The 17,481-nt window shown below is 43.7% G+C and carries 12 protein-coding genes; 4 read left to right on the forward strand and 8 right to left on the reverse strand.

The features are described 5' to 3' along the window. Positions 1–74: 74 nt before the first annotated feature. On the reverse strand, positions 75–1,739 hold the full coding sequence (locus tag I6E61_RS01595) for an AMP-binding protein (RefSeq protein ID WP_197128844.1): 1,665 nt from the start codon (positions 1,737–1,739) through the stop codon (positions 75–77). Between the two features lie 363 nt (positions 1,740–2,102). Between I6E61_RS01595 and I6E61_RS01600 the strand changes: the two genes are divergently transcribed. Beyond that, positions 2,103–4,238 carry an NADPH-dependent 2,4-dienoyl-CoA reductase gene (locus tag I6E61_RS01600; RefSeq protein WP_197128845.1) on the forward strand — a complete coding sequence of 712 codons (2,136 nt, stop codon included), beginning with the start codon at positions 2,103–2,105 and terminating at the stop codon, positions 4,236–4,238. A gap of 149 nt (positions 4,239–4,387) precedes the next feature. Here I6E61_RS01600 and I6E61_RS01605 read toward each other — a convergent pair whose 3' ends face one another. The 3 genes from I6E61_RS01605 to I6E61_RS01615 form a co-directional block, all read right to left on the reverse strand. Continuing rightward, the gene (locus I6E61_RS01605) at positions 4,388–5,161 is read right to left on the reverse strand and encodes a lysozyme inhibitor LprI family protein (RefSeq protein ID WP_197128848.1); all 774 of its coding nucleotides are present in this window, start codon (positions 5,159–5,161) and stop codon (positions 4,388–4,390) included. Between the two features lie 111 nt (positions 5,162–5,272). Further along, positions 5,273–5,689: a VOC family protein gene (locus tag I6E61_RS01610; protein ID WP_197128853.1), complete on the reverse strand. Its 417-nt coding sequence runs from the start codon at positions 5,687–5,689 to the stop codon at positions 5,273–5,275. A 209-nt stretch (positions 5,690–5,898) separates the two neighbouring features. After that, positions 5,899–6,903 (reverse strand): lipoate--protein ligase, encoded by a 1,005-nt coding sequence (locus tag I6E61_RS01615; protein WP_197128854.1) that lies wholly within the window; start codon positions 6,901–6,903, stop codon positions 5,899–5,901. Positions 6,904–7,235: 332 nt separating this feature from the next. Between I6E61_RS01615 and I6E61_RS01620 the strand changes: the two genes are divergently transcribed. Beyond that, a complete protein-coding gene (locus tag I6E61_RS01620; protein WP_197128855.1) occupies positions 7,236–8,132 on the forward strand; it encodes a DMT family transporter in 897 nt (298 codons plus the stop codon). Positions 8,133–8,164: 32 nt separating this feature from the next. On the opposite strand, the gene I6E61_RS01625 is transcribed toward I6E61_RS01620, so the two are convergent. Together I6E61_RS01625 and I6E61_RS01630 are read right to left on the reverse strand one after the other, a co-directional pair. After that, positions 8,165–9,316 carry a hypothetical protein gene (locus I6E61_RS01625; RefSeq protein ID WP_197128856.1) on the reverse strand — a complete coding sequence of 384 codons (1,152 nt, stop codon included), beginning with the start codon at positions 9,314–9,316 and terminating at the stop codon, positions 8,165–8,167. Between the two features lie 88 nt (positions 9,317–9,404). After that, positions 9,405–10,790, reverse strand: coding sequence for a hypothetical protein (locus I6E61_RS01630; RefSeq protein WP_197128857.1), 1,386 nt, complete (start codon positions 10,788–10,790; stop codon positions 9,405–9,407). A 445-nt stretch (positions 10,791–11,235) separates the two neighbouring features. Here I6E61_RS01630 and I6E61_RS01635 point away from each other — a divergent pair, with 445 nt between their 5' ends. Then, a complete protein-coding gene (locus tag I6E61_RS01635) occupies positions 11,236–12,339 on the forward strand; it encodes an alkene reductase (protein WP_197128859.1) in 1,104 nt (367 codons plus the stop codon). 106 nt (positions 12,340–12,445) lie between these two features. Here the strand turns inward: I6E61_RS01635 and I6E61_RS01640 are convergent, their stop codons facing one another. Together I6E61_RS01640 and I6E61_RS01645 are read right to left on the reverse strand one after the other, a co-directional pair. Beyond that, complete coding sequence (locus I6E61_RS01640; protein WP_197128861.1) at positions 12,446–13,429, reverse strand: pirin family protein; 984 nt, start codon at positions 13,427–13,429, stop codon at positions 12,446–12,448. Between the two features lie 269 nt (positions 13,430–13,698). Next, positions 13,699–15,000 carry an NAD(P)/FAD-dependent oxidoreductase gene (locus tag I6E61_RS01645; protein WP_197128863.1) on the reverse strand — a complete coding sequence of 434 codons (1,302 nt, stop codon included), beginning with the start codon at positions 14,998–15,000 and terminating at the stop codon, positions 13,699–13,701. Between the two features lie 489 nt (positions 15,001–15,489). On the opposite strand from I6E61_RS01645, the gene acs reads away from it, so the two are divergent. Further along, positions 15,490–17,442: an acetate--CoA ligase gene (acs, locus tag I6E61_RS01650; RefSeq protein ID WP_197128865.1), complete on the forward strand. Its 1,953-nt coding sequence runs from the start codon at positions 15,490–15,492 to the stop codon at positions 17,440–17,442. Positions 17,443–17,481: the final 39 nt, after the last annotated feature.

Raw genomic sequence — 17,481 nt, forward strand, 5'->3', positions numbered from 1 at the left:
CAATTAAGCTAACCTTTTCTATATTTCTATAAAAGACGTTTCACGTTATAAAAAAATTTGACGCTGTCAAAGCCCTATTTCGCACTGACCGTGACTTTTGGGGTTTCGTGTGCCAATGATTTGGCCGCTTGTCGCAGCTCAAATTTCTGAACTTTGCCCGTACTGGTCTTTGGTATTTCAGCAAAGATAATATATTTGGGTACTTTAAATCCCGCTAAGTGCTGCTTGCAATGCGCCATCACGGTATCGCGCTGCAAGGTGCTACCAGCATGAATCTCGATAAAGGCAACGGGTACTTCGCCCCATTTTTCATGCGGTGCAGCGACCACAGCGCAGCTTTGAATCTCAGGCATTTTATACAGGATGTTTTCGACCTCGATACTAGAGATATTTTCACCACCTGAGATGATGATGTCTTTAAGCCTGTCCATGATTTTGATATAACCATCAGCGTATTTGACGCCCAAATCACCTGTGCGAAACCAGCCATTAGCAAAGGCTGCTTCGGTGGCTTTACGACTTTTGAGATAGCCTTTCATCACCATATTACCGCGTAATGCCAGCTCGCCCATCTCTTCACCATCGGCCGCGACAGGTTCAGTCGTACCTTGCTTAAACACTTCAAACCCAGTCATCAAGTGTGAAGTCACACCTTGTCGTGATTTCTTTTGCGCACGTACAGTGACATCCATCTCATCCCATTCTGTTTGCTCGGCACAGACTGTCACTGGTCCATATACTTCAGTAAGACCATAAACATGAGAGATGTGAAAACCCATGGCTTCCATTGCTGCCAGCATAGTCTCAGAGGGCGGTGCACCAGCGACCCAACCTTTGACCGTATGGGTGATGGCTTCCTTATATTCAGACTTACCGCCTGCAATCATATTGTGTACCACAGGCGCTGAGCAATAATGGCTGACTTTGTACTTCGCAATCAGCTGCAAAATCAAATCAGCATCAATGTTACGCAAGCAGACATTAATACCGGCACGCTCCGTGATGGTCCACGGAAAGCACCAACCGTTACAGTGAAACAACGGCAGCGTCCAGAGATACATAGGGTGCTTCGGCAGGTCCCAATCTAAAATATTGGATACCGCGTTGAGCGTGGCGCCGCGATGGTGGTAGACCACACCTTTGGGTTTACCTGTGGTGCCAGAGGTATAGTTCAGCGCAATCGCATCCCATTCATCTGATGGTTTTTCCCAGTTATCCAAACTTTCTGAGCTGGCAACCAATTCTTCATAGCTCATCTGCCCAAATCTATCGACTTTGAGTGCCGCATCTGTTGAGTGAATAACAATTAGGTTGGGAAAGGTTTCGTCGATAATCTCGGCATATTCAGCAAACTCACTGTCTAAAATGAGCACTTTGGCTTCGGAATGTTGCAGACAAAAGGTGAGGGCGTTGATATCGAGTCGGGTATTCAATGTACAGAGTACACCACCTGACATCGGCACACCAAAGGCGCATTCAATCATCGCTGGCGTATTCGGCATCATCACTGCCACGGTATCGTTTTTATCAATGCCCAGTTTGCGCAGCCCATCAGCCAAATGCCTGCAACGATCATAGGTCTGTTGCCACGTTTGGGTAAAGTTATTGTATTCTAGGTCGTCATAGATGATGGCGGTCTTGTCAGGGTATACCTGCGCACTGCGAATGATAAAATCAATAGGAGTGAGCGGTTGATGGTTGGCTGCATTTTTGCCAAGACCAGTATGGAAGTCTGTCATTGCGATAATCCTTTATCGTATGTTTGAGCTTTTCTGAAATAATACTTTAGCCGATCGACTTTATCAGGGCATACCATCAATTGAAAGTCTTTGTATTTTTGTCTACATAATCTAATCGATTAATCCAATCGATACTAAGTCCTAGTAACTAATTATTATAGACAGTCGTCATTGATAAATGGACTGGTTTTGTCGTGTTTATTTAACCAAATATTATGTCGTCACTTACTAAGTAGAGTCATTTGGTATGGTAATTAATAAATGTCCACTCATCAGTCGTTTGTCTGCATAGCTGATGATAATAGCGGTGTGGTACGATACCAGTAACGTTAAACCCCGCAAGCCATTCATAAGGAAAATGATATGACCGCCAGCCGCACTGCCGCGCCGATTGAAACTGCCACTACCAATGAACATTACCCGCATTTATTTGAGCCACTCGATTTGGGTTTTACCACGCTCAAAAACCGTCTAGTGATGGGCTCTATGCATACGGGTCTTGAAGATCGTTTTTATAATTACGGCAAGTTGGCGGCATATTTCGAAGAGCGTGCCAAAGGCGGTGTAGCGATGATGATCACTGGCGGTATCTCGCCCAATCGTGAAGGGTGGTTGCTTCCTGCGGGCGGTACGATGAATACAAAGGCCGATGTCATCAATCACCAACGCGTGACCCGTGCTGTGCATAAACATGACAGCAAACTCATCATGCAAATCTTGCACAGTGGTCGTTACGGTTATCATCCTTTTGTGCTGTCATCAAGCCCGATTAAATCGCCAATCTCACCATTTAAACCGCGCAAGATGAGTATTAAAAACATCGAGCAAACGGTAAAAGATTATGCCCGCTCAGCCAAGCTTGCCAAGCAGGCAGGATATGACGGTGTCGAAATCATGGGGTCAGAAGGGTACTTGCTGAACCAGTTTTTATCGCGTCATGTCAACAAGCGTAAAGACATTTATGGTGGTGACATCGAAGGCCGTATGAAGTTTGCCGTTGATGTGGTTAAAGCGGTTCGTGCTGCTGCTGGCGAAGATTTCATTATTTTGTTCCGCTTATCAGTGATCGATTTGGTCAAAGACGGTAACGTTATGGATGAAGTCATCACTGTCGCAAAAGCACTAGAAGAAGCGGGCGTGACCATCATGAATACGGGCATCGGCTGGCATGAAGCACGTGTGCCGACTATCGTTACCAGTGTGCCACGAGCAGCTTTTGTTGATTTCACCGCTGAGATCAAAAAGCACATCAATATCCCAATGATGGCCGCCAACCGTATCAACATGCCAGAAACAGCAGAAGAGATCGTCGCCAATGGTCAAGCGGACATGATTCAGATGGCGCGTCCGTTCTTGGCTGATGCACACTGGGTCAATAAAGCCAAAAACGGTCAGACAGATCGCATCAATACCTGTATCGCCTGTAACCAAGCTTGCCTCGATCATACGTTTGAAAATAAACGCTCGACTTGTTTGGTGAACCCACAAGCCTGTTATGAGACTGAGTTGGTCTATAAGAAAGCGAAAAAACCCAAGAAAGTTGCCGTCATCGGTGGCGGTGTCGCTGGTATGTCAGCGGCGCATGTGGCAGCACTGCGCGGTCATGAAGTGACATTGTTCGAAGCAAAAGACGTGTTGGGCGGTCAGTTCAACTATGCCAAAGTTATCCCTGGTAAAGAAGAATTCTTTGAAACCATTCGCTACTATATCAATGAGCTTGAGCACTTGGGTGTCGACGTAAAACTGAATACCAAAGTCGATAAAGACATGCTTGAGAAAGCCAAATTTCACCATGTCATCGTCGCAACGGGTGTCGTGCCTAGAAGCCTAGCAGGAAAGCTTGAAGGTGCTGATCTACCACAAGTGATGAGCTATGCTGAGCTGCTATCTGGTGAGAAATCAGTTGGTAATACCGTTGCCGTCATCGGTGCTGGCGGTATCGGTTTTGATGTCAGTGAATATCTCACCGCCAACCACGGTAAATCGCTTGATGAGATCGGTCCTGATGGGCTAAAAGATCCAAGCTATCGTCCTGAACCGCAGTCTATCAGCGAGTGGCGTGAGGAGTGGGGCGTGACCAATGAGGTTGACTATCAGAGTGAGGGTGGTTTGGTTAAGCCTGAAGCCATTAAACCTATTCGCCAAGTCTATCTCATGCAGCGCAGCAAAGGTCGCTTGGGTAGTGGATTGAATAAAACCTCTGGTTGGGTGCATCGTGCTCATATCAAATCACATGGCGTCATCCAAGTCGCTGGCGTGCAATATGACAAAATCACCAACGAAGGTATCTGGGTGACCAATGGTCAAGGTCAAAGCCAGCTACTACGTGTTGATAGCGTCGTCGTCTGTGCAGGCCAAGAGTCAGTCGTTGAGCTAATGCCAAATGTCGGTGATGCACCAGATGCTCAATATCATTTAATCGGTGGAGCAAAACTGGCCGCTGAATTGGATGCCAAACGTGCGATTCGTGATGGGGCTGAGGTTGCAGTGCAGATTTAAACGATTGATTTAAAATCAGTGTCTGAGACTAGAAGACGGCAGGGGAGTGATCTCCTGCTGTTTTTTTTATTTAGAGCTTAAGTATCGCTCAAGGTTTTTATTTCAATTGAGATAAAATTCAGCCTATTGTTGCTTAGATGTTTGAAAACCTACCTCACCTCACGCTCTAATATAATACCGTCAAAATACCCTCGCATACCACAATGCAGCCTTCTATATTGATCATCCATATCTCTTAATAATAATTGAGTCTGGCCTTTATAAAGTGCTGGATATAAACGCAGCTCAACCGTTTTATCTGGCTGATCATCATTGATGACCCAATGATTTTCTGACCATATGGCTTTACTCTCTCCCAAATCACAGGTATGAGCATTGGTAAAAATCAAAACGCCATCGATAATGGAAAGATAAGGCTTATTAGCGACACTATGAATCGATACCGTGTTTGTTGCCTCTCCTGAATCCTCCCAACGCTGAGTACCTGAATTGTATATTGAGATTTGAGATTTTTGAGAAAATTTACCAAAGGCGTTTTTGCTTGGTAAATCAGAAGGACTTAACTCATCTGAAAAATTCCAAGACACACTGTAATTGGTTTGCTCTTCGGAATACTCTTTATACTCACGTATCAGACATTCTTCACTTTTACAGGTATCACGCTGAAAATTTAGCCATGTGCGTTGATTGGCAATGAGCCTATCTTTAAAAGCTTTGCTGTCTTCATAGTCAGAAGAAGTGACTAGATTGCTTTTGTACTTTTCTGCCATGGCGTCATCAAGCTTAGAAAGCTCAGGGCTTTCGCAAACGGTTTTTTCTACCCAGCTAACCGTTTTTTTGCAATCAAAACTTGCTGCATTTGCATAAGTGGAGAGTAGGCAAGTGCCTAAAATACTGATTGTAGTGATGCATAACTTTTTCATATTACCCTCATTTTTTAGAGCTTGATTGTACTTTAAGAAAGCTATAATTGTGATATACGTGCAATCATCACTTTCTGCAAAAAACAAATCAGCCTAGTCAGCCTCACTTACTTACCAACTGCCAATATTTTTCATCGAAATCCAGGGCTCAATAGGTTCTAAGTCTTCGCCATTTTGTAGCAGCTCAATTGAGATATTATTAGGGTCTTTAACAAAAGCCATATGTCCATCTCTAGGTGGTCTTAATATTTCGACCCCTGCCTGTATAAAGGTGTCGCACTGCGCGTATATGTTGTCGACTCTAAAGGCAAAGTGCCCAAAATTATCGCCATTGGTATACTCTTTTTCATCCCAGTTGTGTGTCACTTCAATCTCTGGTGCACCCTCATGCGTTGCTAAAAAATATAAGCTGAATCTGCCTGATTCAGAGTCTCTCTTTCTTAGCAGTTGTAAGCCCATAAGGTCACAATAGAAAGATAACGTTTCTTCTAGTTTGTTGGTTCTAATCATTGCATGTAAGTACTTCATAAAAATACCTTAATATTGATTATTCATAAAAAATGGAGTAATGGTAGGGTGCTTGTCATGCATCATTCATATATAAAATCTCAAATGGTGTCTGTATGATATCAATCCCATTAACTGTATAAAGCGTATTTGTGTCAGTAATTTTTTATCAAGTATTGCAAGCAGCATGCCTTGCAATACTTACTAGATTGCATCTGACGTCGCAAAATCTAACCTTCCATCTCGCTAGTCAACCACTCAGACACGTCATTCACTTGCGCTGCTACATCAGGATGCGCTATGCCTAGTTCATCGAGCTTAGTTTTTACGTCATTGCGATTATATTTGCTATCAGTCAGAGTCTCTTTTAACAGCTCAATCAATTCAACATTTAGTGCATCAGAGAAGATAACAACTTCACGAATCACCGCTTGCTTTACATCAAGGTGCAAATCGATAATGCCCCAATCAAAGCGTGTCTCAATATGATGGGTAAACTCCGGGGTCTTGCCAAAACGCCAATCCCAATTCGCCATCTGCTGATAGTATTTATTCAAACTAGGCTGCTTGGATAGACTGGCTTCATCTAGCGCTTCTACTGGTGCAGTGTCGCCGTAATACTCACAAAACGCCTCGATAATCGCATCAGACAGCGTGTCATGATTGATGTTTTTATTAAACTCAACCAAGTTAGCGACGCGAGCACGGACGGACTTAATACCTTTGGCTTTTAGCTTAAGTGGATGCGGGTTGAGATAATCGCCCAGCTTTTGCATGTTGGCATTGACGAGTAATGTCCCGTGATGAAAGCTGCGATCCGCTGAATGCTTAAAGGCACTACCTGAGATTTTTTTATCACCTACTTGCATATCATTACGCCCAGATAAATCAGCATCTATGCCTAACTTTTTCAGAGCATTAATGATGATGGTAAAGTTTGCTTCTTGGTCGTAGTCGTCTTTAGGTGATAAAAAGGTAAAGTTGGTATTGCCCAAGTCATGAAACACTGCACCGCCGCCACTCTGACGCCGCGCCAAAAACACATCATCGGCTTCCATCTTATCGATTTTGCATTCTACCCACGGATTCTGCGAGCGTCCGATAACTACGGTCTCAGAGTTACGCCATAGAAACAGCGTGTGCGAGTCGGGATTGAGGGTATTAAATATCCAATCCTCGGTCGCGAGGTTAAACCAAGGGTTGGTCACGGCAGATTTTAAGATACGCAGTTTCATTGTTTATCCTTTTGAGTAGAAGGTTATTTATTAGGTTTTATGAATTGGCTTTTATAAATAAGTATTATCATTCTTACCGATGCGAATTTTGAATTCAACGGGTGAGTAAAGAATGTATGGACTTCATTTTAGATAAGGTAAATTTATAAACAAAAGTGAGTGATGAGTATAGAAAAATAATCCCTTTTAAGCGATTAAAAAGTTATCATCGTGGTATTTTTTTACGATATAACCTTTTTAACGACTGAGACCTTTTATAACGGTACATTTATCATAAATGACCATTTTTTATAAATAGAAAACAGCCGTCCCATGCTTGATAGGATTTTTTCATGACTAACCGCGACCTCATTATTTTCATCACGCTGTCCTTTATGTGGTCGCTGTCTTTTATATTTTATCGCGTGGGCGTGCCGGAGTTTGGCTCGTTGACCTTTGCCAGTTTACGGGTCATATTTGCTGGATTGGTCATGCTGATTTTTGTATTAATTAGCAAGAAAAACAGAGAAGGTATCCGCGAAAATTGGAAAGTGTTGGCGCTTGTTGGATTATTCTCCGCTGCCGTGCCGTTTATACTGTTTTCTTTTTCTGCACGTTCGGTGAATGCAGGTGTCTTGGCAGTGCTCAATGCTTCTGTACCGATGCTGAGTGGATTTATCGCCAGTACGTTCTTTAAAGACAGACTGTCAAAAAAGCAAATTTTGGGCCTCATTATTGGTGTTATCGGCGTGGTAATTTTGATGAGTGAGAGTTTGTTTGGTGGGCAGGATTCGACGTCGGGTTCGAGTCTGTTGCCGATGGGTTATGGGTTATTGGCCTGTGTTGGTTATGCGCTAGGGGCGAACATTACTAGGAATTACTTGAATGATGTCTCTCCAGTGGCGATTACCGCCGGGTCACTCATCATTGCCAGTGTGATTATGCTGCCAGTTGCAATATATGAGTTCCCTTATGGCAAGAGTATCAGTGCTCAGGCTTGGGTTTCTGTTATCTGTATTGGTGTGTTTTCTACCGCCATTGCGCTGATTTTTATGAATCAATTAATCAAAAGTATCGGCCCTATGAGAGCGACGAGTATTACGCTAGTGATTCCCATTTTTGCGATTATTTTGGGTTATTTATTACTGGGTGAAGCGTTGGATACACCAGCCATTATCGGTTCGGTAGTGATATTGTTTGGGACATATTTGTCTTTAGAGTTGTCTGTTACTAGGATGATAAAGTCGTAAATTATGTACGGAATAATGTGTGTATTTTGGCTTTATTGAGCATTGTCATCCACACAAATAATGCCATTCAAACAATTTCTATTTTGAGTGACGGTCCATGGCGATGATAGCTCTAATGCTTTATGCAATTGATAAGGTGTGATATTTCGCTCGTCTATTTTACGACCGTTTTCATCTTTGTCAGGTATAGGGTATCGCTTAAGGCGTTCGGTATCGGACTGATCCATAAATATCAAAAACTCTTGCACATTTTTAGCCAGTTTACTATCAGAGCGTTGAGACAGTTGCACCATCAGTTGCTCGTTATCTGAGTCATAGAATTCGCGCATTTCTTCATCTGTCCACTGAGTATTCTCTGAGCCAAAGAACAGTAGATAACGATATACATTGAATAATGATTCGGCATCGTTATAAAAGATACTCTGTGGATACTGGTGCATGAAATCTTCCCAAAAGACAGTACGTTCAACTAAATCCTCAAAAGAAAAGGCAATCGCTGCATCAAACCAAAATATTCCTTGGTTGTCTTGAGCCAGTCGTTGGATAAAGGCCGCTTGATCCTCAGGTAAGTATGGAATGAATATATCTGCCATGGCCGTTAAGTCGTGATGAAACTCATAATCACCTTCACCCAAATAGCGCACGCTAACGTCAGACTTACTCCGTATTAAACTCACCAAATATCGTACATGAGGGTTCACTGCTTTTAATTGCGCTACAGTGATGGTTTGCCCTTGTTCAATAGTGCGCATTAAGGCATAAAATGCGCTGTCGTCTATAGCGCTATCAACGCTCAGAAAACGGGTATACATCGCCTGATACTCTGCCAGCCATTGCAATATTTCAGCGTTATTGGCCACTGGCAAGCAAGCGGTTAACTGGTGCTGAACCGCATGAATGTCTTCGATTTCATTTTTATTGTTGATAGCATCTATCGTGTCATTCAGCTTGCTACAAATCAGTCGCTCTTTTAATGTTTCTTCCGATAGCTCCACCAATGCCTTAGTGAGTTCTTTCGGCGTCTTTGCTTCTGCGACAGGCTGTGTGCTTTGGATGGTCGTTGATTGTGCTTCTGATGAGGTGGCTTTATCAGAAGGAGGCTGGCACGCCGTCATACCGAACAGTAGACTCGAACTTATAATAAGCGGTAGTTTTTTGTTTTGGATAAGTGATAACGACTTCATTTTTTATTTCTATACCTGTAGCAGGAAAGAGTGAGTAGGGCATGCCCTAACAGTCTAACAGACCCTAATAAATCAGCCATCTTGTATTTTATTTTAGGGCAAGCTCACAGTCTTCTAAACTCTCATAGACATTTTTGTATACATCTCTGTTGCTATAAATATCAATATTTGGGTTCTGGTGCCAATCAATGCTGAGGTTACATTCAAACTGCGAATACGCTTTTAGATTTGAAGGTTTGCAGCTTGACGCTTGCTCGGTAGACTCGGTGTCGAGTTCCCAAACTTGCAAGTCGCCTTCAAGCTGCATCGCTCCCTGCATAGCAGAAGGGCAGGCATAAGCGAAATCTGATGAGACGTCTAGGCTATCAAGGTCTATCTGGTCAGTGCAAGAAATACCATTTAGGCAATCTCTATCATGCCGCACATCCCAAGGAGAGGGTATTTGTAATACTTGGTGTAATTGATAACGCACTTTGGACCAATCATGTATTTCATAACCATCTTCATCTGTGCTAGGTACAGGATATTTAGTCTGTCGTTCGCTATCGGGTAACGCCAAGAAGCCAAGAAAAAGCTGAGCATTTTTGGCTAGTATACTGTTGGGACGCTTGGCTAAATCAAGCATGATTTTTTTATAATTAGGTTCCATAAACTGATGTATAGCGTCATCTGTCCACTGTGTATTGTCTGCGCCATAGAAAAGCACATAGCGATATAAGTTTAATAACGACTTGGCATCTTTTACAGCGTAGCCATTTGGATACTGCTGTATATAATGCTCCCAAAATGTTGCACGTTCGACCAACTCTTGAAAAGTAGTAGTCACCGATGCATCCATCCAAAAACTCTCTTGATTGTCCTGTGCCATACGCTGGATAAATGCTGCTTGGTCATTCCGTAGATAAGGTATAAATATGTTTACCATCGCTAGCATATCATGATCAAATGAAAATAGACCTTCTCCCAAGTCACGGAATCTCACATCGGCACCACTTTGTATTAGCCCAATCAAGTATTGTGCACGTGGGCTTAGGGTCGCTAGCTGCTTTGATGTTACGTTTCCTTCATAATATAAGTCATAGACAATGCTGTTAAAGTTTTCATCGTCTATATCAATATCACCTACTAAAAACTGTTTATACATTGACTCATAATTGCTCAATAATTCCATTACTTCAGCATTGCTGGCCGTCGGTAAGCAAGCATCGAGTTGCTTTTGAATGGCGTAAATATCTTCAATCTTGCTAGTGCCATCCACTGTTTGCATTGTCTGATTCAGCTGTACACAAGTTTTTGCATCTACGCCTAAGCTCTTTTTACTAGGCTCAAGTTTCTCTACGACCGTTGGTGTGTTTGATTCTTCAACAGCTTGTGTTTGATCTGATGGGATATTCGAGGTTGGCTGGCATGCAGTAACAGTGATAACGAGCAGTAAGCTTGCAACTATGATGAATGACACTTGATTCTTTTGCACAGACTACATCCTCTTAACATGCCGTAAAATATAAATATTTATAGTTTAAAATAAGTTCTCATAGACAAATAATAGAACTATTGTTTGCTTATGGTGATTTTACCCTTTAATAGGCTGTCGAGATAGTAGGTATTGTCCTTTATTAAATAAATATAAAGCAGTGTTTCTGTTTGTAAAGTTTACTTGAATAATAACGGACACTCCCTATAAAGATAACGGTCGTTCAATATGCATCTTTGCTTAGCGAATAGGCAATAATATATTCTATTGACCCATTACTATTGATTCAATAGCTCGCAATTTTTCACAGTTCTAAGCCAGTTATTTGCGAGCACTTTAACTAATAGTTGAGAACTCTAATGAATAGTCGAGCACTTTAATTAATAGTAATGAACCTCATAATAAATTACACCAACTTATAACGACAAACATAATAAGGCATAACATGGCACACGATAATTTATTTGAACCCGTAAAAATGGGCACGCAAACGCTAAAAAACCGCATCATTATGGCGCCATTGACGCGCCTGCGTTCAGTAGAGCCTGGTGATGTACCTACTGTACTTGCTAGCGAGTATTATTCACAGCGTGCTAGCTCAGGCCTTGTGATTACTGAAGCGACGCAAGTTTCTTTTCAAGCGAAAGGCTATGCAGGTGCACCTGGCGTTCATACCCAAGACCAAATCACCGCATGGAAAGCCATCGTTGATAATGTCCATGCCAAGGGTGGCAAGATTGTGGTACAGCTATGGCATACCGGTCTGGTCTCGCATGAGAGCGTACAGCCGGATGGCAAAGCACCAATCTCTGCCTCTGATGTCCATGTCGGTATACGTACCTCGTTGCGTGATAGCAATAACCAAGCTATCCGTGTTGAAGCAACGACGCCACGCCCAGCCACACTTGATGAAATCAAGCAAGTCATCGCTGACTTTGCACAAGCGACCAAAAATGCCAAAGAAGCGGGCTTTGATGGGGTTGAGATTCATGGTGCCCATGGTTATCTATTGCATCAATTCTGGGTTGAGCAAACCAACCAGCGTACTGACGAATATGGAGGTAGCCGTGAGAACCGTGCACGCCTAACACTAGATGTCATCGACGCCTGTGTAGATGCTTGGGATGCAGATCATGTCGGTATTCGTATTTCACCGCTTGGTACATTTAATAATGTAGAGGCTGGCTATAATGAAGACGAAAATATCTGGTTGATCGAGCAGATTAACAAACGCGGCATCATGTATTTGCATCTATCAGAGCCTGACTGGGCTGGTGGTACGCCTTATAGCGATGGATTCCGTCAGCGCGTCCGTGCGGCTTTTGATAACTTGATTATCGCTGCTGGTGGTTATACTGCCGAAAAAGCAGAGAAAAACGTTAAAGCAGGCTACATCGATGCTGTTGCTTTTGGTCGTGACTATATTGCCAATCCTGACTTGGTTGAGCGTATCCGTGAAGGCGCTGCGCTAAATGAGCAGCATCCTGACAGCTTTTATGGCGGCGGTGCTGAAGGTTATACCGACTATCCGTTCTTAAACCAAGCGTAGTGTTTTATTAGTTAGATAAAAATAAGATCTGCAAAAAAGCCACCAGACAATTATTGTTTGGTGGCTTTTTTTGTGAATCGTGATAAATGAATTTCGGCTACTTGAGCTATTTAATAAAATTACCCGTCTGATAATCTCGAAACGTTTGGCGCAGCTCTTCTTGCGTATTCATGACAAAAGGCCCATAGCCAGCCACTGGCTCACCAATAGGCTCACCGCTGAATAGCAAAAGCTTGATAGGATTTAATGTCGGTTCTTCAGAGATGGTAATAGAGCAGTGCAGCTCAATGGTATCAGTATCAGGCGCTTGCTCATCTTGCATATCAGCACGATGTTGCGTAGGTGCCTCAAACTGAATCAAACTGCCTGCGCTCACAGGCATATTATTTACCCGTAGTTCGCCTTCTTGCACTAGCAGCAGTGTATTGTGCGTATTGGGTATTTGTAGCGTCGTTGAACCAGAGGCATACAGCTCGATATTCCAGACATTAATGGGCGTAAAAGTACTGGCTGAACCTGTTACTCCTTGCCATTCGCCAGCGATGATGGCGGCTTTGCCAATAGTAGTTTGATTATCACCATCACTGTCGTCACTGTTATCTATCAAGTCAACGAGAGGTATCTCCGTCCGTTTGATACTTTGGTATTTTGGTTGGGTTAGTTTGTCTGCGCTCGGAAGATTGACCCACATCTGCACCATACTAAAGACGCCGCCACGCTGTCCAAATGCTGCTGAATGAAACTCCTCATGCATGATGCCCCGTCCTGCGGTCATCCATTGCACATCACCTTCTAAAATATCACCGCATCCACCGGTCGAGTCTGCATGACTGATTTCGCCTGAGTAGGCGATGGTGACCGTCTCAAAGCCTTTATGTGGATGCTCTCCAATACCATGTGGCTGTGACTTATAGTCAGGGTTTGGCTCAAAAACGGTGGGCACGCCATAATCGAATAACAAAAACGGGTCGGTATGCGTATAGTTAAAGTCGGCATTGTCATCGAGGTGGTTAATTAAGGTTTTTACATAGAAGCCATCACCCACCCAATACGGTGCTTTTTTACCATGAACGTTCTCAATCGGACGCATGTATTACCTCGTAAGACGAAATATATTTTTACTACTTGTGAAGCAGTAATACCCAGCGATAGAATTATTACCTATTTTTATTCTAGCAGTTATTGAACCTTTATTGAGTTAAAAGGCAACTTAAGTAGAATAAAAAATAAAGTCGTAATAATGCTGGCGTGTTCAGCAGGTTCTAAAAACATGCTCTAATACATGATAAAAAATATTGAACACGACTGATTGTTAAACCGATTAATAGTCAAACAAATGAGTTGCTAAAAAATGAATCGTTAGACAATCTCGCCACTGACGAAGCCGCTCGCCCACGCCCATTGGAAATTATAACCACCAAGCCAGCCTGTGACATCGAGCACCTCACCGATGAAATACAGACCATCTTGCAAGTTACTCTGCATAGTCTTTGAGGATACTTCGTCTGTTTTGACACCGCCGCGCGTGACTTCAGCGGTACGATAGCCCTCGGTACCAGACGGCTTAAGTTGCCAACCATTTAGACTCGCACCAAGCTCTGCCAAACGCTCATCTTTAATATTAGCAAGCTCGGTATCTTTTATATCTTCCCACAGGTGAGTCTGTAGCGCAGTCAGTAGCTTTTTTGGTAATGCATTATCTGTATAGTCCGCCAACACCGTACGAATCAGCTGTTTGGGGTGTGATTTTTTATGGGTCAATAGGAGCGCTGTCGTATCTGTCTCTGGTAGCAGGTTAATGCTGATGGTTTCACCCGTATGCCAATAGTTGGATAGTTGCAGCATAGAAGGACCGGACAGTCCACGATGAGTGAACAGCAACGGTAATTTAAAGGAGGTACGCTCGTTGCTAGCAATGACTGGCAAGCTAATACCTGACAATGCTCGAATTAGCTCACCTGTTTTATCAGTGAAGGTGAAAGGCACGAGACTGGCATCAGTCGGTATGAGTGTATGCCCAAACTGCTGTGCTAACTCGTAGCCCAAGCCGCTAGCGCCCATCGTTGGGATAGATAGTCCGCCAGTAGCGACGACTAGTGACTCACAGCGGTAGCCTGTCTGTGGCAGCTTGGTTTGATTTGCCGCCTCTTTTCTCTCTTGCTTTTCTTTTTTACTGAGTTGCTTGGTGGTCAATAATTGAAAACGAGCATTTTTATCGTGTTCGATGGTTTGCACACTTTCAATTTGAGCATTCAGCTTTACTTGCACGCCTGCTGCTGCACACTCATCAAGGAGCATGCTCAAGATATCTTGAGCAGAGTCATCGCAAAACAGCTGACCGTGCTCACGCTCATGGTAAGGAATTTTATGCGCCTCAACCATACCGATAAACTCCCAACTGGGATAACGGCTGAGGGCTGATTTGCAGAAATGCTGATTAGCACCAAGGAAGTGCTCAGGCTCGACGAAGTAATTGGTAAAGTTACAGCGGCCACCACCTGACATGAGGATTTTTTTGCCCGCTTTATTGGCATGATCTAATACCAGTACGCGGCGACCACGGCGACCCGCAGTGAGCGCACAGTATAACCCTGACGCGCCAGCACCGATAATAATGACATCGTAGTGGGCGTATTGTGATGTATTGCGTTGATTGCTCATTGTGGTCTCATAAAATGATACAGCCTGTCCACTATAAAATCGCTACAGGTATCAACCTCGCTCACTATCCAACGGTATAGCGGGCACTCAGTTTGTTGTATCGATAATAGGGTGAATTGACTATAGATATAAAATAGTAAAAATAAAGCCGATTGCTTGTATTTAATAAAATCGTGCTTTAAAAACTGTGCTTTAAAAGAGTCAGTCGCTCTTAGCGTTCGCTTTAGAGTAGCTATTGTCCATATTTTATTTAAGGTTACAAGGATTAAATAGCTTATTGCCCTGTCCATAAATTTTATCATGTATGACCAATTATGCAGCTGTACAGTGATATTGTTATGAATGGCAGTCGATGCCTTGCAACCATCCGGCTTATTTGTCAAACTAACCTTACGTGTCACGCATTATGGAAGATGGCTCTTATTACCTGTACAGGCGGTCTTTATTGACGATTGGTACAGGTTATAATAATTAAAAAGGATGACTATTATGACTCAGAAATCATTTCCTCTTGCAGCTGAGTTCATCGCTGCTGCCAATACGACAGCTGAACAATATCGCACCGACTACCAGCAGTCTATCGAATCTCATGATGCCTTTTGGGCGAAGCGTGCAGAGCTGATTGATTGGATAAAAAAACCCACCAAAATCAGCGACGTTAATTATGATTTAGAGGATTTTCGAATCAAGTGGTTCGAAGATGGCGAGCTGAACATTTCTGTCAATTGCCTAGACCGACACCTACAAAATAATCCTTACAAGCCAGCGATTATTTGGGAAGGCGATCATCCTTCCTTACATAAAATCATCTCCTTTAAAGAGCTGCACGAATCGGTCTGCCGCTTGGGCAACGCCATGCGTAAGCTTGGGGTCAAAAAAGGCGATCGCGTCACCTTATATATGCCGATGATACCGGAAGCGATGGTAGCGATGCTGGCATGTACGCGTATCGGTGCCGTGCATTCAGTGGTCTTCGGTGGGTTTTCTGCTGAGAGCTTGGGCAATCGTTTGATAGACAGTCGCTCAAAACTGGTTATCACTGCTGATGAAGGTTTACGCGGTAACAAACGCACGCCGCTCAAGGCGAATGTCGACCGTGCACTCGATATGGATGGCACTGATAGTGTGACCAACGTCATCGTCGTCCATCGTACTGGTAACTCTGTACCAATGAGTGGTCGCCGCGACCTTTGGTATCATAGTTTAGTGGATGGTGAATCGCAGTATTGCGAGCCTGAAGTGATGAATGCCGAAGACCCGCTGTTTTTACTCTATACATCTGGCTCAACTGGTAAGCCTAAAGGCGTGTTGCATACGACTGGTGGCTATATCACTTATGCGCTCTCTACGTTTCGAGATGTTTTCGATATCAAGGACGATGATGTCTACTGGTGTACAGCCGATGTAGGCTGGATTACGGGTCATACTTATTCAACTTATGCACCGCTCGCCAATGGCACAACGACAGTGATGTTCGAGGGTGTACCAGAATACCCAACGTGGGCACGCATCGGTCATATCATTGATAAACACAATGTGACGATCTTATATACCGCGCCGACAGCGATTCGAGCGATGATGAAGGAGGGGGATGCCTTTGTACGTGAGTCTAATCGTTCTAGCTTGCGCTTGCTCGGAACCGTTGGGGAGCCGATCAATCCAGAAGCATGGGACTGGTACTATCATGTCGTCGGTGATAGCAAATGTCCAATCGTTGATACGTGGTGGCAGACGGAGACTGGCGGTATCTTAATGGCGCCGATACCAGGGGCGGACGCACTCAAACCGGGTGCAGCGATGAACCCTCTATACGGTATAAAACCAGAAATCGTCGATAGGGATGACACTATATTAGAAGGCTCTGCTGAAGGTAATTTGTTAATTAATAGTAGCTGGCCAGGACAAATGCGGACGATTTACAATGACCATGAACGCTTTTTAGCGACCTATTTTAGCGATTATCCAGGCTATTATTTCACCGGTGATGGTGCGCAGCGCGACGAGGACGGACATTACTGGATTACGGGGCGTGTCGATGATGTGCTCAATGTTTCAGGGCATCGTCTAGGCACAGCCGAGATTGAAAGCGCCGTGGTCGCACATCCTGCCACGGCTGAGGCTGCGATTGTCGGTATGCCACATGAGATTCGAGGCACGGGTATTTGCGCCTTTATCATTCTAAAGTCAGGTGAGAAAGAGACAGAGTCACTGAAGGCTGAATTGAATCGACACGTGCGCTCTGAGATTGGCCCCATTGCCAATTTGGATACGATTCATATCGTCAATGTGTTACCAAAAACGCGCTCAGGTAAAATCATGCGCCGTATCTTGCGTAATTTAGCCGCAGGACAGTATGTCGGTTTAGGTGATTTATCCACCCTTGCAGACAGTTCTGTAATTAATCAGTTGGTCGAAGTGGTCAAAGCTGAGCGCGGAGCATAGTTACTCTACTATAAAAGTGTTACTGCGTTAACCTCGCTT

The sequence above is a fragment of the Psychrobacter sp. NZS113 genome (assembly GCF_015864825.1).
Taxonomy (GTDB): domain Bacteria; phylum Pseudomonadota; class Gammaproteobacteria; order Pseudomonadales; family Moraxellaceae; genus Psychrobacter.